25 protein-coding genes, 1 tRNA gene and 1 pseudogene are annotated in these 18,963 nt (G+C 49.9%); 4 read left to right on the top strand and 23 right to left on the bottom strand.

The window, feature by feature from the left end; translation table 11 throughout:
- Positions 1 to 24: 24 nt before the first annotated feature.
- Positions 25 to 411 (top strand): RidA family protein, encoded by a 387-nt coding sequence (locus Q0144_RS02365; RefSeq protein ID WP_298061372.1) that lies wholly within the window; start codon positions 25 to 27, stop codon positions 409 to 411.
- An 8-nt stretch (positions 412 to 419) separates the two neighbouring features.
- Entirely contained in the window at positions 420 to 1,505 is a 1,086-nt protein-coding gene (locus tag Q0144_RS02370; RefSeq protein WP_298061374.1) for a threonine synthase, read from the top strand.
- 398 nt (positions 1,506 to 1,903) lie between these two features.
- Here Q0144_RS02370 and Q0144_RS02375 read toward each other — a convergent pair whose 3' ends face one another.
- From Q0144_RS02375 to infA, 18 genes are all read right to left on the bottom strand, one after another.
- A complete protein-coding gene (locus Q0144_RS02375; protein WP_298061377.1) occupies positions 1,904 to 2,452 on the bottom strand; it encodes a GrpB family protein in 549 nt (182 codons plus the stop codon).
- A gap of 35 nt (positions 2,453 to 2,487) precedes the next feature.
- A tRNA-Ser gene (locus Q0144_RS02380) sits at positions 2,488 to 2,575 on the bottom strand.
- Positions 2,576 to 2,870: 295 nt separating this feature from the next.
- Positions 2,871 to 3,281: a GyrI-like domain-containing protein gene (locus Q0144_RS02385; RefSeq protein ID WP_298061448.1), complete on the bottom strand. Its 411-nt coding sequence runs from the start codon at positions 3,279 to 3,281 to the stop codon at positions 2,871 to 2,873.
- A gap of 27 nt (positions 3,282 to 3,308) precedes the next feature.
- Positions 3,309 to 5,237, bottom strand: coding sequence for a transketolase (gene tkt / locus Q0144_RS02390; RefSeq protein ID WP_298061380.1), 1,929 nt, complete (start codon positions 5,235 to 5,237; stop codon positions 3,309 to 3,311).
- A gap of 3 nt (positions 5,238 to 5,240) precedes the next feature.
- Positions 5,241 to 6,092: a polyprenyl synthetase family protein gene (locus tag Q0144_RS02395; protein WP_298061383.1), complete on the bottom strand. Its 852-nt coding sequence runs from the start codon at positions 6,090 to 6,092 to the stop codon at positions 5,241 to 5,243.
- Between the two features lie 593 nt (positions 6,093 to 6,685).
- A complete protein-coding gene (locus Q0144_RS02400; RefSeq protein ID WP_298061385.1) occupies positions 6,686 to 7,015 on the bottom strand; it encodes a YbaB/EbfC family nucleoid-associated protein in 330 nt (109 codons plus the stop codon).
- Between the two features lie 2 nt (positions 7,016 to 7,017).
- Entirely contained in the window at positions 7,018 to 7,365 is a 348-nt protein-coding gene (gene panD / locus Q0144_RS02405) for an aspartate 1-decarboxylase (RefSeq protein WP_298061387.1), read from the bottom strand.
- Positions 7,362 to 8,690: a UDP-N-acetylmuramoyl-L-alanyl-D-glutamate--2,6-diaminopimelate ligase gene (locus Q0144_RS02410; RefSeq protein WP_298061389.1), complete on the bottom strand. Its 1,329-nt coding sequence runs from the start codon at positions 8,688 to 8,690 to the stop codon at positions 7,362 to 7,364. Before Q0144_RS02410 ends, panD begins: the two co-directional genes overlap by 4 nt.
- Complete coding sequence (locus Q0144_RS02415) at positions 8,668 to 9,216, bottom strand: histidine kinase (protein WP_298061391.1); 549 nt, start codon at positions 9,214 to 9,216, stop codon at positions 8,668 to 8,670. Before Q0144_RS02415 ends, Q0144_RS02410 begins: the two co-directional genes overlap by 23 nt.
- The gene (locus Q0144_RS02420) at positions 9,206 to 9,472 is read right to left on the bottom strand and encodes a NifU family protein (protein ID WP_295150604.1); all 267 of its coding nucleotides are present in this window, start codon (positions 9,470 to 9,472) and stop codon (positions 9,206 to 9,208) included. Before Q0144_RS02420 ends, Q0144_RS02415 begins: the two co-directional genes overlap by 11 nt.
- 511 nt (positions 9,473 to 9,983) lie before the next feature.
- On the bottom strand, positions 9,984 to 10,544 hold the full coding sequence (locus Q0144_RS02425) for a L,D-transpeptidase family protein (protein ID WP_298061393.1): 561 nt from the start codon (positions 10,542 to 10,544) through the stop codon (positions 9,984 to 9,986).
- Positions 10,545 to 10,574: 30 nt separating this feature from the next.
- On the bottom strand, positions 10,575 to 10,931 hold the full coding sequence (gene rplQ, locus Q0144_RS02430) for a 50S ribosomal protein L17 (RefSeq protein ID WP_005869862.1): 357 nt from the start codon (positions 10,929 to 10,931) through the stop codon (positions 10,575 to 10,577).
- Positions 10,932 to 11,957 (bottom strand): DNA-directed RNA polymerase subunit alpha, encoded by a 1,026-nt coding sequence (locus Q0144_RS02435; protein ID WP_298061395.1) that lies wholly within the window; start codon positions 11,955 to 11,957, stop codon positions 10,932 to 10,934.
- 11 nt (positions 11,958 to 11,968) lie between these two features.
- Positions 11,969 to 12,595: a 30S ribosomal protein S4 gene (gene rpsD, locus Q0144_RS02440; RefSeq protein ID WP_005869858.1), complete on the bottom strand. Its 627-nt coding sequence runs from the start codon at positions 12,593 to 12,595 to the stop codon at positions 11,969 to 11,971.
- 18 nt (positions 12,596 to 12,613) lie between these two features.
- Positions 12,614 to 13,006, bottom strand: a complete 393-nt coding sequence (gene rpsK, locus Q0144_RS02445; protein ID WP_177387174.1) for a 30S ribosomal protein S11 — start codon at positions 13,004 to 13,006, stop codon at positions 12,614 to 12,616.
- A gap of 10 nt (positions 13,007 to 13,016) precedes the next feature.
- Positions 13,017 to 13,385, bottom strand: coding sequence for a 30S ribosomal protein S13 (rpsM, locus tag Q0144_RS02450; RefSeq protein WP_005869856.1), 369 nt, complete (start codon positions 13,383 to 13,385; stop codon positions 13,017 to 13,019).
- Positions 13,386 to 13,388: 3 nt separating this feature from the next.
- Entirely contained in the window at positions 13,389 to 13,502 is a 114-nt protein-coding gene (rpmJ, locus tag Q0144_RS02455) for a 50S ribosomal protein L36 (RefSeq protein ID WP_005869855.1), read from the bottom strand.
- A gap of 172 nt (positions 13,503 to 13,674) precedes the next feature.
- Positions 13,675 to 13,893, bottom strand: coding sequence for a translation initiation factor IF-1 (gene infA / locus Q0144_RS02460; RefSeq protein WP_005869854.1), 219 nt, complete (start codon positions 13,891 to 13,893; stop codon positions 13,675 to 13,677).
- A gap of 189 nt (positions 13,894 to 14,082) precedes the next feature.
- Here infA and Q0144_RS02465 point away from each other — a divergent pair, with 189 nt between their 5' ends.
- Both Q0144_RS02465 and Q0144_RS02470 read left to right on the top strand, forming a co-directional pair.
- Positions 14,083 to 14,955 carry a neutral zinc metallopeptidase gene (locus Q0144_RS02465; protein WP_298061396.1) on the top strand — a complete coding sequence of 291 codons (873 nt, stop codon included), beginning with the start codon at positions 14,083 to 14,085 and terminating at the stop codon, positions 14,953 to 14,955.
- Positions 14,956 to 15,249: 294 nt separating this feature from the next.
- Entirely contained in the window at positions 15,250 to 15,678 is a 429-nt protein-coding gene (locus tag Q0144_RS02470) for a VOC family protein (RefSeq protein WP_298061398.1), read from the top strand.
- Between the two features lie 281 nt (positions 15,679 to 15,959).
- Here Q0144_RS02470 and Q0144_RS02475 read toward each other — a convergent pair whose 3' ends face one another.
- The 5 genes and pseudogenes from Q0144_RS02475 to Q0144_RS02495 form a co-directional block, all read right to left on the bottom strand.
- Positions 15,960 to 16,487, bottom strand: coding sequence for a hypothetical protein (locus Q0144_RS02475; protein ID WP_298061400.1), 528 nt, complete (start codon positions 16,485 to 16,487; stop codon positions 15,960 to 15,962).
- 122 nt (positions 16,488 to 16,609) lie between these two features.
- The gene (locus Q0144_RS02480) at positions 16,610 to 17,191 is read right to left on the bottom strand and encodes a hypothetical protein (protein WP_298061402.1); all 582 of its coding nucleotides are present in this window, start codon (positions 17,189 to 17,191) and stop codon (positions 16,610 to 16,612) included.
- A gap of 121 nt (positions 17,192 to 17,312) precedes the next feature.
- A pseudogene (locus Q0144_RS02485) lies at positions 17,313 to 17,564 on the bottom strand (NTF2 fold immunity protein); the annotation flags it as partial.
- Between the two features lie 15 nt (positions 17,565 to 17,579).
- Positions 17,580 to 18,203: a hypothetical protein gene (locus Q0144_RS02490; RefSeq protein WP_298061404.1), complete on the bottom strand. Its 624-nt coding sequence runs from the start codon at positions 18,201 to 18,203 to the stop codon at positions 17,580 to 17,582.
- Between the two features lie 241 nt (positions 18,204 to 18,444).
- Complete coding sequence (locus tag Q0144_RS02495) at positions 18,445 to 18,945, bottom strand: phosphoribosyl-ATP diphosphatase (RefSeq protein WP_298061450.1); 501 nt, start codon at positions 18,943 to 18,945, stop codon at positions 18,445 to 18,447.
- Between the last annotated feature and the right edge of the window lie 18 nt (positions 18,946 to 18,963).

Raw genomic sequence — 18,963 nt, forward strand, 5'->3', positions numbered from 1 at the left:
AATTTTATATGCAAAGGAGCTTAAATGAAAGAAATTTATCCAACCGGTTTCGCGCCGAAAAAGGCGCATTATGCGCCGGGCATCTTAGACGACGACGGTACGCTCTATGTCTCTGGGCAGCTAAGCGTGGATCCACGCACGGGAGCCATCGCGGAGAGTCTTGCTACGCAGACCGCGCAGGCTCTAAGCAACGTCGCGGCAGTGCTGGCCGCCGCGGGTGCGGATAAAGGCGACGTGCGGATGTGCCGCGTCTATACGCCTGACGTCGCGAATTGGGACGTGATCGACGAGCAGTACGCGCTGTTTTTCGGCGCGCACAAGCCCGCTCGCGTCGTGGTACCGACTACGGCTCTACACTTCGGCTGCCTTGTAGAGATCGAGGCCCTCGCAAAAATCAAAGAGAAAAAATAGGAGTGAAAATGAGCGATTTCATCTGCACGGGCTGCGGTAAGCACGCGCCCATCGATACTTTGAGTTATAAATGCGACTGCGGCGGGCTGTATAAGCTAAACTCCGACGCGCCTAAATTTAACCCCGCGCTCGTAGATCAAAGCGAGTTTAGCATCTTTAGATACCGAAGATTTATGGGCATCGACACGGCTAAATTTAGAGAAATTTCGATGGGCGAGGGGCTCACGGCTAGCGTGAAATTCGGCGAAAATCTCTATCTCAAGCTCGATTACGCGATGCCTACGCTTTCGTTCAAAGATCGCGGCGCGGCGGTTTTGGCGCTGCATGCTAAAAATATCGGCGTGAAAAAGGTGCTGCAAGACTCCAGTGGCAACGCGGGCAATGCCGTGGCGGCGTATTGCGCTCGCGCGGGCATCGAGTGCGAAATTTACGTCCCAAAGGGCACGTCGCCCAAAAAGATCGATATGATCAAAAGCCACGGCGCGCACGTCACGGTGTTTGACGGCAGCCGCGACGAGACGGCGGATGCGTGCCGCAAAAAGGCCGCGCAGGAGCAGATCTATTACGCCAACCACGTCTATAATCCGATCTTTTACGAGGGCACGAAGAGCTACATTTATGAGATCTACGAGCAGCTGGGTAGGGTGCCACGCAATATCTTCATCCCTGTGGGCAACGGCACGCTGCTGCTGGGCGCTCAAGCGGCGCTAGGCGAGTTATATGAGGGCGGTCTTATCGAGGCGCTGCCGAAAATTTTCATCGTTCAGGGCGAGCGTTGCGCTCCGCTTTTTGACGCTAAAGGTACGGCGCGCGCGATAGAGTCACAGCCGACGCTAGCGGAGGGTATCGCGATCGCAAGACCGATGCGCGCGGGTGAAATTCTTGGCTCTAGTTACGCGGGCGAACGAGAGGTGATCTTAGCGAGCGAGGGCGACATACTGCCAGCCAGAGCGGCGCTTGCGCGCGGCGGATTTTACGTCGAGCATACGACCGCAGCTACCTACGCGGCGTATCTGCGCTACAAAGAAAGCCGCGATCTGCAAGGAGATAGCATCATCCCGCTTTGCGGCGCGGGGTTAAAGAGCGATCATTAAATTTTAAGCGCCAGACGGATTTGTGCGGCTAGCTAGCGGCGAGGAATTTAAAATTTTCGCCGCTTTAAATTTAGCGAGTTTGTGAGTTTGTTTTTGGTGAAATTCTAAAAATTTAACGACGCGTAGGCTTTTAATTTAAACTTGTACCGAAGCGCGGGAACACCTTTTGTTTGCGGTGTGATACGGCGCGTTTTGTGGACGACTTTGCCGTTAGTTGGATTTGTAAAATTTATCTACGATAATTGGGCAGTCGCCCTTTAAATTTAAAAATACGATCAAAATTTTATAAAAATGATCTTACGGGGTGTGGCACTATCCGCCCGTATCATTTATAAAATTTAGCCATTTTTTATCGCTCTTGGCGAGCGAGCTTCTACGCAGAGGATAAATTTGTGCGGCTATTTCGAGTTTTCTTTAGCAATAAGCGTAAATTTAAGCACAAATTCGCTTTTTGCCGCAGTGTAGGCGTCTCGGTCAAACTCGTAGCGCTTCCAAAGCTCTAATTTAAGTGCCTCGTACCGCTTGGCGATATCCGCATTCGCCCGCAAAAAATCTCTAAAAAATATCTCATCCGCATCGCCGAAATTTCGCAGATGCACGTGAAAAACGCGCTCGGCAAATCCCGCTTCGGTGTAGCCCTTATTTAGGCTGCAGCGGCTCTCGCTTTCGCTCATTAGCAGATAGCCCGCGTCTATCAGGCGCTGTTTGGCGGCGGCGATATCCGAGCACTCGATCAAAATATCTATGATAGGCTTCGCCCAAATACCGCTTACCGCGGTGCTGCCGATATGGTGGATCTTGATCTCGCCATGATCTCGCAGCAGACCGCGCAGAATTTCGCGCTCCTGCCTAAAGTATTCGCTCCAGCGCGGATCGTGCGGCACGAGACGTATTGGAAAGAGTCGCCACAGCTCCTGCAGGCTCATCGAAAGGAGTTTATTGCTCATCTTAACTCCAAAGTATTGGGTGAAATTTGAATGAATGGCGGGTAGATAGGGATTCGAACCCTAGAAGGCTGACGCCTTACGCGCTTTCGAGGCGCGCTCCTTCGACCGCTCGGACATCTACCCGAATGAAAATGTAATTTAAGCCAAAAATGGCTTAATAACAGATTTAAAAATGAAATTCCGCGTGAAATTTTGCCTGATTTTGCGGGCGGGGGTTGAAATTTAACGGCGCAAATTTAGATTTCGATTTAAATCTACGGCTTAAGGTACGGCCCGGTGCGGCTTTTGGTATAAAATTTATTTCGTGCGCGTAGTTTTGGGCACGGAATTTTACCGATTTATGGATGAAATTTTACGCAAAAGCTCATCGTCGCGGCGGCGAAAAATCACTCGCCGTTTATAAATTTCATGCGCCGCCCTACAAAACCGAGATAAAAATTTTGATCTCGTCTCCGCCGTAAAACTCAAAATCCGTTTCAAACGCTCTTTTTAGTTCGCCGGACTCAAAAAAGCTCCAAATTTTGCTCCAAAACTTTGCTACGTTTTGCGGCTCATTCGGGAAGCTAAAAACCGCGTATTTGCCGCTTTTGATCTCCAAGGCTTCGTCGCTGCGGGGCGCTTTGGTGCCGATAAAGATATCGTAAAGCCCGTCGGCGCCGTCCTCGTAATCGTAATAGACGCCGTAAATCTCGCTCCGCCCGTCATAACACTCTTTCATAAATTTCGCCCACAGCGCGGGAATTTTGCCGCTTCCGCCTAGCTCGTCCGCGTTTTTCGTGCGGGCTTTTAATCCGTAAATTTTAAATCCGTCTAAATACGAAATTTTGATTTTTTCGCTCAAATTTTACCCTTTCCGCTACTGCTCTAAAAGCTCTTTGGCCTGCTTTGCGATCGCGACGTCGGTGAAGCCGAAAAGCTTAAATAGCTCGTTTGCGTTGCCGCTCTCGCCGAAGCTTTGCATGCCATGTACCGCGTCTGCAAATTTATACCACTCAAGCGCGCTTGCGGCCTCGACGGCTAAAATTTTAGTTTGCGCCTGCAGGATTTGCGCCAGATAGTCAGCGTCCTGCTCGCACAAAAGCTCGAAGCACGGCGCGCTTACGACGTTTGCGCCGATGCCTTGCTCTTGCAGGATTGCCGCCGCTTTTAGGCAGAGCGAAACCTCGCTGCCGCTTGCGATGAGCGTGATACGCGCCTCTTTACTCTGCCTTAGCAGATACGCGCCGTTTTGTACGTCGCCCAAGACCGCCTTAGGCAGCGGCTCAAGTCCCTGACGCGAGCAGACGAACGCCGCGGGCGCATTCAGAGCAAGCGCCGTGCGCCAGCATTTTACGTTTTCGTTGCCGTCTGCGGGGCGGAAGGTGTAGAAGTCTGGCATCGCGCGGAAGGTGCTAAGCTGCTCTATAGGCTCGTGCGTCGGTCCGTCCTCGCCCACGCCGATGCTGTCGTGCGTGAAGACGAAGTAGTGGCGCAAACCCATCAGCGCCGCAAGTCTAGCGCCCGTTTTGAGATAATCGCTGAAGATAAAAAACGTTGCGCTGAACGGAATGAAAAGCCCGTATCTCGCAAAGGCGTTGCCGATCGCCGCCATCGCGTGCTCGCGGATGCCGAAGTGTAAATTTTTGCCGCACGGAAAGTCGCCGCCGCCTTTTAGCTCGGTCTTGTTCGATGCCGCCAAATCGGCGCTTCCGCCCAAAAAGCCGGGCACCGCGTTTGCGATGGCGTTTAAAATTTTACCGTTGCTATCGCGCGTGGCGACCTTAAGCCCGCTAAAATCGGGGAATTCTATCTTGCTAAAATCGGGATTTAAAAGCTCGTTTAGAAGCGCTCTTTTTTCATCGCTTAGCTTTGCGAGTTTCTCCTTCCAAAGCCGTTCCTCCAAATCGCCTTTCTCGACCGCGGCGCGCGTTTCAAAAAGCACATCCTCGCTTACGATGAAGCTTTGGGCGGGATCAAAGCCCAGGCTTTGCTTAGCGCGCGCAAGCAGCTCCTCTCCAAGCGGCGCGCCGTGCGTCTTGGCCGTGCCCTCAAGCTCTAGCGCCCCCTTGCCGATCGTGGTGTTTGCGATGATGAGGTAGGGTTTTGCTTTGTTTTTGACCTCGTCAAGGACAAATTCTATCTGATCGAAATTATGCCCGTCGATGCGCGCGACCTCAAAGCCTTGCGCTTCAAATCGCACCTTCACGTCCTCAAACCACGCGATATCGGTGCTGCCATCGATCGTGATGCCGTTAGAATCATAAATTATCGTGAGATTGTCGAGGTTATGTCTGCCTGCAAGCGCGCACGCTTCGTAGCTGATGCCCTCCTGTAGATCGCCGTCGCCGCAGAAGCAATAGACGCGGTGATCAATGATCTCGTTTCCTTCCTCATTTAGCAGATGCGCGGCGTATTTTGCGGCCATCGCAAATCCGACTGCGTTTGCGACGCCCTGACCGAGCGGTCCGGTAGCGATCTCGACGCCCGGGGTAGTGATCTCCGGATGGCCCGGTGTTTTGGAGTGCAGGCGCCTGAAGCTTTTCAGATCGTCCATACTCAAATCATATCCGCTAAGGTAGAGGTAGCTATACACGAGCGCGCTTGCGTGTCCGCCCGAGAATATGACGCGGTCGCGGTTTAGCCACGCAGGATTTTTGGGGTTATGGCGGACCTTGCCCATAAAGACGCTCATTACGTCGCTTAGCCCCATCGGCGTGCCGGGATGGCCTGAGTTGGCGCTTTGGATCATATCCGCGCTTAGAAATTTGATCGTGTTTGAAATTTTACTTAGCTGCTCGCTCGACATTTTTCATCCTTTCAGGTATTTTTCTATCAAATTTAAAACCAAATCGCGTAGGCTCGCATCATAGCCGCTCATCGCGCCGCTTACCTCGTCTATTAGGCGTTGCTTGTAGCTTCTAGCGCCCGCAAGTCCGAGTAAATTTACGAAGGAATTTTTCGCGCCGTCTGCTCCTACTGGTTTGCCCGCGCTTGCCTCGTCGCCCGTGGCGTCGATGATGTCATCCTCGATCTGAAATATGAGACCTAGCTTTAGTCCGATTTTATAAAGCTCATGCGCGAGCTTGTCCTTTAGCCCGCCGATTATGGCGCCTAGCTCAAACGCCGCTGCAATCAGCGCGCCCGTTTTGTGCAGATGCAAAAACTCAAGCTCGCTTTGTTTTAACGGGCTGTTTTCAAAACGGCAATCGATAGCCTGACCCAGCACCATGCCGCTGCTGCCTGCGTTTCGCGCTAGAGTTTTAATGCATTTTATCTTAATCTCGTCGCTTAGGTTCGCGCTTGCGGCGATCAAAAACGCGTCTGTATTTAGCGCATCGCCCACTAAAATCGCCGTGACCTCGTCGTATTTTTTATGCAGGCTCGGTTGCCCGCGGCGCAGATCCGCATCGTCCATCGCAGGCAGATCGTCGTGGATAAGCGAGTAGGTGTGGATCATCTCAAGCGCCATCGCCATCGCCAACGCGCCCTCAAAGCGCCGCTCATCCACCGCCGAGACGACGCCTAGTAGCAGCTGTGCGCGAAAGTGCTTGCCGCCCGCTTGTAGCATGTAATTGAGCGCTTCCTCGAAGTACGGATGAAAGCTAGACGCCTTCAGTTCGTTATGCTTTAAATAGTCTTTAAATTTTTCTAAAATATCCATCGATCCTACCTTGCGGTTTTGATTTGCTCTGCTTAGGTGCGCCCTTGACGAATGCAAATTCGCGCCCTTCGAATGCCTTTTCGTTGCGCAGCTTAGACTTTGCTGTCGCGAGCCGTTTGTATGTCGCGTAGAAGTAATCATGCCGCTTAAAATTTTAAATTTTAATTTCCCTAGCTTTACGCAGTGCGCGAGGCGAAGGATGCTCCGCTTTTTTGAGCCGCATCTTACGCTCGATTTTGCTCGCGGATGTCGCACAACGGCTCGCCTTGCTTTGTATTTAAGCTGCGCTAGCTAAATTTTACTTTGCGCCGCAGTGTAGCAGCCTGCCGAAATTTTAGAATTTGTCCTCGTGCCGCCCGTTAAATTTGACTGATTTGCTAAGGTTAAAATTTAATAACCTAGCGTCAAATCAAGCAGGCTGCACTTTATGCAAAACGTACCGTCGCAAAAATCTAAATTAACGCCGCCTTATAAAATCGGGCTTTATTTAGTTCGCTACAGAAGCCGCCTGCTTCGTAAAATCCAAACCGCTCGCCAGGCGGGAAGTAGTCGCCCTCTCTAAAAAGCCTGCTTTCAACGATTTTGAAATAGGTTCAGCCCTTATTGCCGAGCAGATCGCCTAGGCTGCCGAGCCCTCCTAGCATGGACGCTGCGGCGCCTTTCTTTTCATTTTCGACGAGTTTTATCGCGTCGCCTATCGCCGAAATTAGCAGGATCTGCAAACTCTCTTTGTCGTTAAAAAGGCTGTCGTCGATGCTTAGATCGAGCACCTCGCCCGCGCCGTTTAGCCTGATGGCGACCATGCCCGCGCCCGATTTTACGGTAAATTCCTTGCGCGCATTCTCCTCCTCGATCTGCTTAGCCTTGGCCTGCATCTGATCGAGCATCTGCCCCATTTTTGAAAAATCCATTCCTTCGAACATCTTTACTCCGTTATTTGGTTTTTTTCGTTTACCTGCACGATTTTAGGCTTGAAGCTTCTTACTTTTTTGGCGCTCATCTGAGCATAAGCCACTATGATAACGACATCGCCGACGCAGACTTTGCGTGCGGCCGCGCCGTTTAGGCAGATCCCGCCCTTTTTCTCACCGCGGATCACGTAGGTAGCGAAGCGCTCGCCGTTATTGACGTTTAGGATCTCTACTTTTTGGTACTCGCAGAGCCCCGCAGCCTCGATGAGCTCGGGCCCGATCGTAATGGAGCCCACGTAGTTGAGGTTGGCGTCCGTCACGCGCGCGCGGTGGATTTTGCTTGATAAAATTTCGATTTTCATTGGCCGTCCTTTAAATAGTCTAAATTTGACTCGCCTCGCGCCGCGACGAGCTCGCTCACGACCTGCTTGTCGCTGAAGGGGTGCTTCACTCCCTTGATCTCCTGGTAGGTCTCGTCGCCCTTGCCCAAAATAGCGATCATCTCGCCGTTTTTGGCAAGATCTAGCGCGCGCGCGATGGCCTCTTTGCGATCCGCGATCTTTAAAATTTTATCCTTTCGGCGCATTCCGGCGCAGATTTGATCGATGATTTCGCTCGGCTCTTCGCTGCGCGGATTATCGCTCGTGACGATGCAAATTTTGGCAAAGTGCTCGGCGATGGCGCCCATTTTCGGACGCTTGCCGTGGTCGCGATCGCCTCCCGCGCCGAAAACCGCGATGATTTCGCCGCTTGCGCGCAGCGCGTTTAGCACTTTTTCGATACCGTCTGGGGTATGGGCGAAATCGACGATCACAAGCGGGTTTTTATTTACGATCTGCACGCGACCCTCGACGCCGCCGAAGTTTGCCAGGGCTTTTGCGATCTTTTCGTTCGGCAGCTTGGTTAGAATTTTAACCGCCGCAAACGCCGCGGTAAGGTTGTAGAGATTAAACTCGCCGATGAGATCGCTTTGAAGCTGCGCATTATCGCCGTTTGGAGTACGCAGGAGCGCGTCGATACCGCCCTTTAGCCCGTATCCGCTCACGCCGAAACTTGCGGCGTTTTTGATACCGTAGGTAAGGGCGTTTGCGGGGTTAAATTTAATATGTCCGTCGTCGGCGTTTATGAGCTTTGGCGCGTCGTCTGCGAAAAACGAGCTCTTGACTGCGGCGTATTCTTGCATGCTGCCGTGATAATCGAGATGGTCTTGACTTAAATTCGTAAAAATTTTAAGCGCAAAATTTAGCCCTTCTATGCGGTTTTGCGCGATTGCGTGCGAGCTAACCTCCATGACGAAATACTCGCAGCCCTGCTTGCCGGCTTCATAAAGATAGCTCATCGTCTTAAAAACCGAGCTCGTTGTAAGCCCCTTTTCATCGATCCTGCGCTCATTTATAAAGGCGCCGCGCGTGCCGCTTAGACCGCAGCTAAAGCCCAGATCCAGCAGCGTCGAATAGATCGCCGCCGCGGTCGTCGTTTTGCCGTTCGTACCGGTGATGCCTACGATTTTGATGCGCGAATCGATCTTTAAAAGCTCCTTTGCTTGCGCGATGGAGATGATTTGCGCGCCTTTTTGCGCCGCTTCGGCTTGGAATTTAGCGTTCGCGCTCGTGCGCATAAAAAAGCAGCCCGCCTCGCACTCGGCCGAGTTGTCGGTGATGAAATTATTTTCTAGTCGTATTTTCATGATTTTTGATTTTTTGCATTAGCGCTTCGAAGCGCTCATCGCCTGCATACGCGGCAGCCGAGCTCTCGACGTAATTAAGCCCCATTTCGTAGTAGCCGTTTTCTATCAAATTTTCTAAAAATTCTATCATCTCTGTTTTGTCCGAAATGGCGATTTTGGATGAAAAAATGATCGATTCGAAAGCGTCTTTAAAGCCTCTTTGGTCTACTGCACGCATAAAATCGGCATAAGCAATGACTGCAATCTCATCCTCGGCGCCAGGTTCGGAAGCCGCTTCATTCGCGATCTTTTCGTTGATGGAATTTAAAATTTTAAAAAGCTCCGCGGTTTGAGTTTTAGGACTGAGGTTGTAAAAATCAAAGAGCATAAGCGCCTCTTCGCGGTCTGCCAGCGCAGTCTGGCAAAGCTCGAGCAAAAATAGAATTTCCTCCTCGCCGCTTTTTTCGTATGCGAGCGAAAAATACAGCTTCGCAAGCTCGAATTCTCCGCGCGAAAAGGCCTTTAGGCCCAGCTTTTTATAGTTCAAACTCTTCGCCTTCGGGGATGTTTACGACGCTAAGCTCGGGGTGAATATCCATGCGAAGCTGGCGCTCGACGCCGTATTTTAGGGTCTGCGCACTTGCAGCGCAGCCGTGGCAATGCCCGGTAAGGCGGACATAGACGACGCCATTTTTTATGCCTAAAAGCTTCATATCGCCGCCGTCGTTTTGCAGCATCGGTCGGATTAGCTCCAAGCTATCCTGTACCGGGGCTAGAAGCTCTTCGTCTGTAAATGGTATCATTAAAATTCCTTGTTTTGATTTTGGCGCATTATATCCAAAAGCGATAAAAAAAGGCTTATCGGGGATGAAATTTAATCTGAAATTTTGCGCGAGGACGCGGATTTTGCGTAATGGCTCGCAAAGAATTTTATACGCCGCGAACGGCGAGCCGCGATTTTAAAATTTTATCGATTTAGGCAAGGACGAAACTTACAAATCATCGGGCTTGCGTATATTTAAATTTAGACTATTTGCGCCATAAATTTGGGATGAAATTTCAGCCAGATCGAGGGCTAAATTTGAAAAGGAATTTTGCTTGAGCGGTAGGTAAAATTTAAAGCGAAACTGTCTAAATTTAATTAGGACAAGCGCCGATACGATTAAATTTTTAGAAAAACAATCCTGCTTTTAATTGCAAATTTTGCGACTACAAAAGCCTGGACGGCAAACATTATTTTGAAGCTCGTAGATAAAATTTACGCTACGTTTTATATCGATCACGGCTGTGAAATTTTAGCGCAGGCGCGTGCAATCACGGCAAAATTTCTATCGGCGTGCCGATTTTCACGTGTTCAAAAAGCTCGTCCATATCGTCGTTGACGAGCGCTATGCAGCCCTCCGTCCAGTCGCCGAACGCCGCGATACTCTGCCCTAGGTAGCTAAATTTATTCGGTAGCCCGTGGATTTTGATATCGCCGCCTGCGCTCTTGCCGAGGGATTTTGCGTGCGCTACGTCGGCTTTGTTCGGATAGGAGATGCCTAAATTTAGATGATACGCCGAGTTTGGATTTTTGCCGTTTATGGTGTAGTTGCCCTCTGGGGTTTTGCCGTCGCCTTGAATTTCTTTATGTCCTTCAGGCTCGCGTCCGAGGGCGATTTTGTAGCTTTTTGCGACGCCTTTTGAGGTCAAAATTTCAAGAATTCGTTTGGATTTATAGACGCGGATTTTAGAAATTTGCTCGCCGTCCAATGCCTGCTTTAGCGGAATTTCGGAGTTGATCGTTTCGATATTTTTATAGCTAAGATAGTTGTCCAATGCCCACGCTAGACCCGCAGCGATGATAACAAGCGGAAGTAAAATTTTAAATTTCATAGAAGAAATTTCGGGAGTGATCCCGAAATTTTATTTGCTGATTAGCTCGATATAAGCCATCTCGGCAGCGTCGCCCTTGCGAAGGCGGGTTTTGATGATGCGAGTGTAGCCGCCGTTTACGCCTGCGTATTTTGGAGCGATCTCGGTGACTAGCTTATTTGTAGCAGCCTTATCTTGAAGCGCCGCGAAAACAAATCTATGCGCTTCGCTGTCGCCTTTTCGCGCGCGAGTAATTAGCTTCTCGGCATAGCTTCTTAGCTCTTTTGCCTTAGGAAGCGTAGTTTCGATCTTGCCGCTAGTAACTAAAGCGATGGTTAAATTTTTAAGCAGGGCGGCACGGTGAGACGAAGTGCGCCCTAGCTTCCTATATCCGTGATTATGTCTCATTTATTGTCCTTCATTCTTTTGTCTTTGAGCCTTCAGCTCGTCAAGCTTGCGTTTTAGCTGCTCTTTTTTATCGCCGAGCTCTTGGTTGCCGATAGGATAACCGATCTCCTCCATTACGGCTTTGATCTCCTCAAGCGATTTTTTGCCTAAATTTTTAAGGTCTTTAAGCTCGCTTTCCTCCATGATCGCAAGCTCACCGATAAATCTAATATCGGCGCGATCTAGGCAGTTGAAGCTTCGTGCGCTTAAGCTTAGATTGCTAACGCTCTCAAAAAGCTTTGCAAACTCGGAATTTGCGGGGATCGCTCTACCGAAAGTATCCGCAGCGCTGATATTTACGATACCTTTGAAAACCGCCAGCTGCTGATACATCGCCTCAAGTGCGTTTTTAAACGCATCTATCGCGCTGATCTGACCGTCGGTAGTGATCGTAAAGACCACCTTTTCGTAGTCGGGATTGTCCTCTACAAATACGTTTTCGATGTCGTAAACGGCCTTAGTTACCGGGGTAAAAAACGCATCCAACGCGATGAAATCAGCGTCTAAATTTTCTCTGATCTCTTCGCTTGGAACGTAGCCGATGCCCTTTTCGATGATGAGCGTAAATTTAAGATCGGCATCCTCGTTTATCGTAGCCAGATAAGCGCTTGGATTTACGATCTTTACGGCGTCGTTATTTAGGTCGCTGCCGTAAATTTCTTTAGGCCCTTTAAAGCTGTATTCCACGACCTCGCGTAGGGAATCGCCTTTGATTTTAAATCTTAAGCCCTTTAAATTTATGATAAAAGCCGCCATATCCTCGAGCATACCGCGCATGCTGTCGAATTCGTGGCTTACGCCTTCGATTTTAACCGCAGTCGGCGCGAAACCGACCGTGCTCGTATAAAGTAACCTTCGTAAAGGATGAGCTAGAGTGACGGCATATCCCGTTTCAAAGGGATATGCTATGATTTTAGCAACATTTTCGCTGACATTCTCAACCTTTATTTCAGTTGGCATATGAGCTGATGTTGTGATTTTTCTCATATTAGCACCTACTATTTCGAGTAAAGCTCTACGATAAATCTTTCCTCTACAGGAATAACAACTTCTTCTCTCTCCGGAACTCTAGAAAAAATTCCGTATCTTTTCTCTTTTTCTACATCTACCCACGCTACGATGCCGGTCTGTGCAGTAAGATCCAGCGCTCTTGAAATTTGCGGGTTATTTTTGCTCTTTTCGATCACTTCGATCTTTTGTCCTGCGCGGACGGAGTACGAAGGGATATCGACGCGCTTGCCGTCTACCAAGATATGTCCGTGCGTAACGAGCTGGCGCGCAAATCGTCTAGTCGTAGCAAAGCCCATGCGGTAAACGACATTATCTAGCCTCTGCTCTAAAAGCTGAACCAAGATCGCTCCGGTGTTACCCTCTCTACGAGCCGCTTCAGCAAATAGCCTGCGGAACTGTTTTTCGCTTACGCCGTACATAAATTTAGCCTTTTGCTTCTCGCGAAGCTGTGAGCCGTATTCGCTTAGTTTAGCGCGTCTTTGTCCGTGCTGACCCGGAGCGTAAGGGCGTTTTAAAAGCGCGCTCTTGCCCGCAAGCCTTCTCTCGCCTTTCATAAATAGATCGACGCCGAGCCTTCTTTCTAATTTTTCAACCGGTCCTGTATATCTAGCCATAAATTTCTCCTTTTATAATTACACGCGACGTCGTTTAGGCGGTCTGCAACCGTTGTGCGCAAGAGGAGTGATGTCTTTGAAATATGTAACTTTAATCCCTTCTACACTACCTACGCTTTTAACGGCGGTCTCGCGTCCGCTTCCCGGACCCTGAACCTTGACGCCTACCTCTTTGATGCCGTGCTCTTTGGCTTTGTTTAACGCGTCCTCGACGGCTTGCTGCGCCGCATAAGGGGTGGATTTTTTACTGCCTTTAAAATTTAAAGCGCCCGCACTGCTCCACGCGATCGCGTTGCCCATCTCGTCCGTTACGGTAATCATAGTGTTATTAAACGTAGCGGAGATGTAAACTATGCCTTTGGCGATATTTTTTCTGACGGTTTTTTTCTTAACTACTTTTTTTTGTGCCATATCTCAATCCTTATTTAGCTGCCGCGCCGACGGTTTTGCGTTTGCCTTTTCTAGTTCTGGCGTTCGTTTTTGTTTTTTGACCGCGAACAGGAAGGCCCTTTCTGTGTCTTAGGCCGCGATAGCCGCCCAAGTCCATAAGTGCTTTTATATCCATAGCCACTTGTTTGCGAAGATCGCCTTCGACCATATAGTGCTCTTGGATCTCTTTTCTGATAGCGGCGGCTTCATCTTCGCTCAGATCGGCGACTCTTTTATCGTAAGAAATTCCTGCCGCATCGAGAATTTTTCTCGACGTAAATAAACCTATACCGTAGATATAAGTTAGTCCGTATTCAATCCTTTTTTTCTTTGGTAGATCTACACCTGCGATACGAGCCATAACTTATCCTTGTCTTTGTTTATGTTTTGGATTTTCACAAATAACGTGAACAACACCTTTGCGCTTGACAATTTTACATTTGTCGCACATTTTCTTAACGGATGGACGAACTTTCATTCCACTCTCCTAAAATTTTCTCCACTTTAAATGCAAACTGCACCTAGGTTTAATGAAATTTCAAAAGCGAAAGTATCAAACCAACTGTTTTCAAAATAGTGGGGATTTTGAAAACACTTCTTCCTACAGTTTAGTCGCAAAATCGCGAGTATATCTAAATTTAACTTTATCCTTACTTATAGCGGTAGGTGATCCTGCCTTTATCGAGGCTGTAAGGGGTCAGCTCAACTTTTACGCGATCGCCCGGCATTATCTTGATGTAGTGCATCCGCATCTTGCCCGCGATATGACATAAAATCACGTGTTTGTTATCGAGCTCGACCTTAAAAGTCGCGTTCGGCAGCGCTTCTATGACGTTGCCGTCGATCTCTATGACGTCGTCTTTTGCCACAAATTCTCCTTTCTTTTAAATTTAAAAAGGGCGATTATATAGAATTTAAAATTTTAAACAGCTTAAAAGAAATTTAAAATAAGCAAAATTTCAGATTTATTTCGCTACGCGCGCATCGCTTTTGTAGAAGCAAGGCGGCGCTCTTTTTAAAATTTTAGTATAATGGCTCAAAAATTTTAAAGGAAAAACATGAAATGGCAAGACGGCAGACGAAGTTCAAACGTGGAGGATGACCGCGCAAGCAGCATGCGCACGAGCTCCGGCTCGCTTGGGATGCTGATCCCGATCATCAGGTTTTTGCTCGGCTCAAAGATCGGGCGCATAGTGCTCGTAATCGGCGCGGTGGCGTATTTTATGGGCTACAACCCTTTGGCGCTTTTAGACGGGGGCGCTAGCACGCAGAGAGAGCCGACGGACAGCCCGCAAGAGCAGGAAAAGCTCGCCTTCGTCTCGGCGGTGCTAGCTCAAACCGAGGATGTTTGGGGCGAGATATTTAAAAGTGCGGGCGCGCGCTACGAGGAGCCCGGCTTGCGGCTTTTCCGCGATCAGATCGCAAGCGGCTGCGGCTTTGCGAGCGCGCAAACGGGACCTTTTTATTGCCCGAGGGACCGCAAAATTTATCTGGATCTTAGCTTTTTCGATGAACTTGCGAATAAGTACAAAGCTGGCGGCGACTTCGCGCAGGCCTACGTCATCGCGCACGAAGTAGGGCACCACGTTCAAAATTTAATCGGTACGCTGGAGCAGGTTAGCGCTCTTAAAAGGCGCGCTCGCAGCGAAGTCGAGCAAAACGCGCTTCAGGTCAAAGTCGAGCTGCAGGCAGACTGCTACGCGGGGGTTTGGGCGCATTATCTCGCAAAAACAGGGCGCGTGCTGGAGGCGGGCGATATCGACGAGGCGCTAAATGCCGCCAGCGCGATCGGCGACGATACGTTGCAGCGTAAATTTAGCGGTCGCGTCGTACCCGATTCTTTCACGCACGGCACTTCGGCACAGCGCAAAGAGTGGTTTAAAAAGGGCTTGGCGGGCGGAAACCTAAAAGCCTGCTCGTTTGAGCCGTAAAATGCAGACTTTAAGTTCGTAAATTTTGCCATCTAAAATCGCCGTCTCGCGTTTGAGCCGTGAGGCGCGGGCTTTGAGCCAGCTTGCGGGCTAGATCAAAAGCGGTTTAAATTTTAAAATTTAACGCCGAGTTTGGAAGCGGAATTTTAGAATTTTATGATCGGCGATTTAAAATTTCAGAAGGCGCGCTCGGCTAGTGCGGCGACGGCTTGTTCGAGCCGTAAGGCGCAGGTAGCTGTTTTGACTACGGTATAAGAAACCAAAATAGATACGTTAAAATTTATGGAGGCAAAAATGAATAAAATAACCTGCATCTGCCTAGGCGTACGAAGCATGCAAAGGGCGCTCAAATTTTACAGAGACAGCCTAGGATTTAAGACGGATTGCAAAGACGACGACCCGCCGGTATGCTTTTTTAATACGCCCGGAACCAAATTTGAGCTCTATCCCTTGGACGCGCTGGTGCGAGATATCAGCGAAAACGATCCGCCCAAGGGCAGCGGATTTGGCGGCATCACGCTAGCGTATAACGTAAAAAACAAAGAGGACGTAGCTAGCGTCATAGAGCTAGTAAAAAAGGCGGGCGGCACCATCGTCAAGGAGCCCCAAGATACGTTTTGGGGCGGATACCACGCGTATTTTGCCGATCCCGACGGATACTACTGGGAGGTGGCTTGGGGGCCCGGTTTTAAATTTGACGAGGACGGGCTGCTCAAATTTTAGAGCAAAATTTTTGCGGACGAGGCTTGTTCGGAGGCGCCGAAGCCTTTGGCCTAAGCGTGTAAAATTTAAACTCAAAATTTATTACAAATCATCGGGCTGGTTTTTGGCTTGTGTAATTTACAGCACCGTTTTTTCCTGCGCTTTTCTCTAAACATCGAGCGAAATTTTACTCTCCGATATGATCTACGGCGCAGATTTTGCGCGAGGGTAAAATTTGTGTCCCGCACTCCGCCGCTGTTTTACTCGCGCTCGCAGTACCGCTTTGTTCGTATCGCATGCTGCTACGCAAAACAAGAAAGCGGATATTTCGCGGCGCTTTTGTCCGTGAGCGCGGCGAGGAAAAGAGCGATAAATTCCTCGAAGCTTTGCGCGATGATCGAGACGTCCTCATAGATCGGTTCTGCGCCGAATACGATCTTGCCCGCGTCCGCGCCTTTCGTGAGGATGCCCGCGAAGCAGCGCTCGCCCCTGACTGAAAACAAAAACGGCAAGCACCCGCTCCAAAACGCGCTCACGGCGGCTCTTTGCGCATCGTTAGCCGCGCACTCCAGGCTGTCTTTTTCAAAATCTCCGTAGTGAAATTCCGCCTCGTCCACGCCTGACGATGCATAATCCCTAGCGGACACAAACCAAACGGTGTCCGCAGCGTCATGTAAAGTCTCAAAAGAGCAAACGAAGCGGTAAAAATCTTCGCTTAAATTTTTAAATCTGCTGCCCAAAAATTCGCTTTGCGGCGGGCAAATTTCATCCCTGCGCCGTATCTGCCAGCCATTTTGCGCCAGCGCGCCCATAAGTTTGTCAAAAACCATCTCGCCTCCCGTAATTTGGCGCCGATTATAGCATTTTGCTGGGCGCAGCGGTTAAATTTAGAAAATTTTGCCTGCTCGCCGCGCATTAAAGAGAAATTTTACGCAAAATTTTATAAATTCGGCTAAAAATAAAACGGCGCTTCCAAATCGCCGCTAAATTTAGGTTCGGCAGAAGGCGTAAGCCGCAGATGAAAAACGGGCGTATCATCGCGGGAGGCAGGCGCGCCGCTAAAATTTGCGCCTCGGTATCCGCCTAAAATTTCTAAGCTATACCGACCGCGCTCTAGCTTAAAGCTTAGGCTGTTTTGCTCGCTAATGCAGCTCATATCTTTAAAATAGCCGATGCCGACGATCCTTAGCGTGCCTGATGAGTGAAAGATCCAGCCGCGAGAGATGATTTTCGCTTCGTTTTGTGCGAATATCTCCTCGCTCGCCTCGCCCGTGCTAACCGCAAAATCGTAATAATCGCTACGGACGCCCGATATCGGCACCGCGATCCCCTTTTCTGTGACCGCGCCCCCGTGCTCGGTCTGCGTAAAATAAGCAAGAACGTCACCGCCTACAAGTCCATGCTCATCCAGATAGCGCGCGAGCAGCGCGGGCTCGTACACCACGAAGCCGCCCAGCTCGGAGAAAATTTGCCTTTTCATTCGCACCTTTCTTTGATCGCCGTGCGCATCGTGCGCAGAAATTTTACCGCTCATTTGTCCTCTTTGTTTTTGTTTCGCAGCGCAGATGAAATTTTATCGCCGTGCTTGCAGCAGGCTAAATTTTATCCTGCGATCGCGCCGAGAATGAAATTTGAGCCCATTTTACGCTCAAATTTTACAGCCCGCGGTTTTTGCCGTCCATACCTTGGCACTTATCTACGAGCCAGCGCCCGTCCTTGCGCACGAGCAGGAAGCGGCGCGCAAAGCCGTGTTCGTCCTTGGCGTAGATGTAAATTTTATTTTTGCTCTCGCATTCGGCGTCCGTTAGCCCGTATCCGCCGTAGGCGCCGCCCTCCATCATCGAAAACGAGATGCCATCGGGGCGGAAGCCGCTGCGCCTAACGGGCGTGCAGTAGCTCGCAAATAGCTCCTTGCATCTGCGCTACACCTCGCCGTCGTCCAGATCATCAATTCGCGAAGCGGCAAATTTCTCCCACTCGCTCATCGCCGCGAAAAATTCTAAAAGCGCACTCTGCGCCGCCGCCAGGTCATCTGGATCAAGCTTCTTTTTGCTCTTTGCGGCGTCTCTTTGCGCCTGTTCGAATTCCGCGATTTGCTCCTTGCTAAACTGCCCGCCGCCAAGATAAAACTGGATTTTTGTATCTGCCGCGGCTAGCAGCCCCGCAAAGCTCACGCGCGAATTGACCAGGCGCAACGATTTTAGCTTCGGGGTTTGCGCGATCGCTTTTAGCCCCTCATCCGTGATGCTGACGTTTTCGATGCCGATGTGTTCGAGCTTGGCGTGCGCCGCAAAGTATCTAAAACCCTCGCCGCTTATCTTGTCGCTATATTGCAAAAACAGATACGCAAGCTTCGGCAGCGTGGCTAGATGCTGTAGTGCCGCGTCCGTAATCGCCGTGGCTATAAAGCCCATATTTACGAGGCTTTTTACCTCGCAGATGCGGCGCACCATCTCATCGGTGAGTGCTACGTTTTCGTAGTGATAACCTTTACAGTAGCGCTCGCTAACCGCGTCCAAAGCCTCCTGCATCGTGATCTGCCTCATCAGCTATCCTTTAAAATTTGATTTTAAAATTTTAGTGAAATTTTACGATTTGCGCAAGGCGCTGAAATTTACGCGCGGATTTTAGCTCGCGCTGCACAATTAAATTTTGCAGCAATAGCGCGATTGAAATATACTTTCGTCGTTGAAATTCGGCACAGAATTTCAGCAACGCTTTTTAAATTTAGCTCGCCGCGCAAAGCGGGCGAGCGGAAGAGGTGCTTTTGTGATTAAATTTTACGCATCATTTTTCGCGGCGACGCTTCTCTTCGATACCGCTTTGCCCTTGCCTGCGCGCTAGCTCGTCAAGCAGGGCATCTGGATGGATATTGTGCGCTGCAAGTGCGAGCAGAAGGTGAAATAAAAGATCCGCTCCCTCATAAATTACGTCGTATCGCGGCTCGCCCGTTCTGTGCTCTCCAAAGCTCTCTCGCGCGACGTCTGCGTAAAGCCCGCTGCGCGAGAGGTCTTTGCACGCCAGCGCGAACTCGCACGCCTCCTCGACGATCTTTTTGAGATAGGCGTTTTCGCCCTTCGCGTAGAGCGAGGCGACGTAGGAGAGCGCGGGCTCTCCGTTTAGCTTGCGATCCAAGCAAACGTGATAAATTTCGTCCAAAATGCCGTACGGGCTTTTTTCTGCGGAGTTTTTGAGCGAAGAATTTTGCGAGACGGCGTCTAAATTTTGCTCGCTGCGCTCCGCAGCGGAATTTGTGAGAGTGGAATTTGCCGCAGCGGGGCTTTGCATTGCGGAGTTTTGATTACC

Source organism: uncultured Campylobacter sp., assembly GCF_938045345.1.
Classification (GTDB): Bacteria; Campylobacterota; Campylobacteria; order Campylobacterales; family Campylobacteraceae; genus Campylobacter_B.

Coding starts and splice junctions, on each gene's coding strand:
- Q0144_RS02395 (WP_298061383.1), bottom strand. CDS start 6,092: ATGGATATTTTAGAAAAATTTAAAGACTATTTAAAGCATAACGAACTG.
- Q0144_RS02425 (WP_298061393.1), bottom strand. CDS start 10,544: ATGAAATTTAAAATTTTACTTCCGCTTGTTATCATCGCTGCGGGTCTA.
- Q0144_RS02465 (WP_298061396.1), top strand. CDS start 14,083: ATGAAATGGCAAGACGGCAGACGAAGTTCAAACGTGGAGGATGACCGC.
- rplQ (WP_005869862.1), bottom strand. CDS start 10,931: ATGAGACATAATCACGGATATAGGAAGCTAGGGCGCACTTCGTCTCAC.
- Q0144_RS02495 (WP_298061450.1), bottom strand. CDS start 18,945: ATGCAAAGCCCCGCTGCGGCAAATTCCACTCTCACAAATTCCGCTGCG.
- Q0144_RS02400 (WP_298061385.1), bottom strand. CDS start 7,015: ATGTTCGAAGGAATGGATTTTTCAAAAATGGGGCAGATGCTCGATCAG.
- Q0144_RS02470 (WP_298061398.1), top strand. CDS start 15,250: ATGAATAAAATAACCTGCATCTGCCTAGGCGTACGAAGCATGCAAAGG.
- tkt (WP_298061380.1), bottom strand. CDS start 5,237: ATGTCGAGCGAGCAGCTAAGTAAAATTTCAAACACGATCAAATTTCTA.
- Q0144_RS02375 (WP_298061377.1), bottom strand. CDS start 2,452: ATGAGCAATAAACTCCTTTCGATGAGCCTGCAGGAGCTGTGGCGACTC.
- rpsK (WP_177387174.1), bottom strand. CDS start 13,006: ATGGCACAAAAAAAAGTAGTTAAGAAAAAAACCGTCAGAAAAAATATC.
- Q0144_RS02435 (WP_298061395.1), bottom strand. CDS start 11,957: ATGAGAAAAATCACAACATCAGCTCATATGCCAACTGAAATAAAGGTT.
- rpsM (WP_005869856.1), bottom strand. CDS start 13,385: ATGGCTCGTATCGCAGGTGTAGATCTACCAAAGAAAAAAAGGATTGAA.
- Q0144_RS02410 (WP_298061389.1), bottom strand. CDS start 8,690: ATGAAAATACGACTAGAAAATAATTTCATCACCGACAACTCGGCCGAG.
- rpsD (WP_005869858.1), bottom strand. CDS start 12,595: ATGGCTAGATATACAGGACCGGTTGAAAAATTAGAAAGAAGGCTCGGC.
- panD (WP_298061387.1), bottom strand. CDS start 7,365: ATGAAAATCGAAATTTTATCAAGCAAAATCCACCGCGCGCGCGTGACG.
- Q0144_RS02475 (WP_298061400.1), bottom strand. CDS start 16,487: ATGGTTTTTGACAAACTTATGGGCGCGCTGGCGCAAAATGGCTGGCAG.
- rpmJ (WP_005869855.1), bottom strand. CDS start 13,502: ATGAAAGTTCGTCCATCCGTTAAGAAAATGTGCGACAAATGTAAAATT.
- Q0144_RS02370 (WP_298061374.1), top strand. CDS start 420: ATGAGCGATTTCATCTGCACGGGCTGCGGTAAGCACGCGCCCATCGAT.
- Q0144_RS02480 (WP_298061402.1), bottom strand. CDS start 17,191: ATGAGCGGTAAAATTTCTGCGCACGATGCGCACGGCGATCAAAGAAAG.
- Q0144_RS02420 (WP_295150604.1), bottom strand. CDS start 9,472: ATGATACCATTTACAGACGAAGAGCTTCTAGCCCCGGTACAGGATAGC.
- Q0144_RS02490 (WP_298061404.1), bottom strand. CDS start 18,203: ATGAGGCAGATCACGATGCAGGAGGCTTTGGACGCGGTTAGCGAGCGC.
- Q0144_RS02365 (WP_298061372.1), top strand. CDS start 25: ATGAAAGAAATTTATCCAACCGGTTTCGCGCCGAAAAAGGCGCATTAT.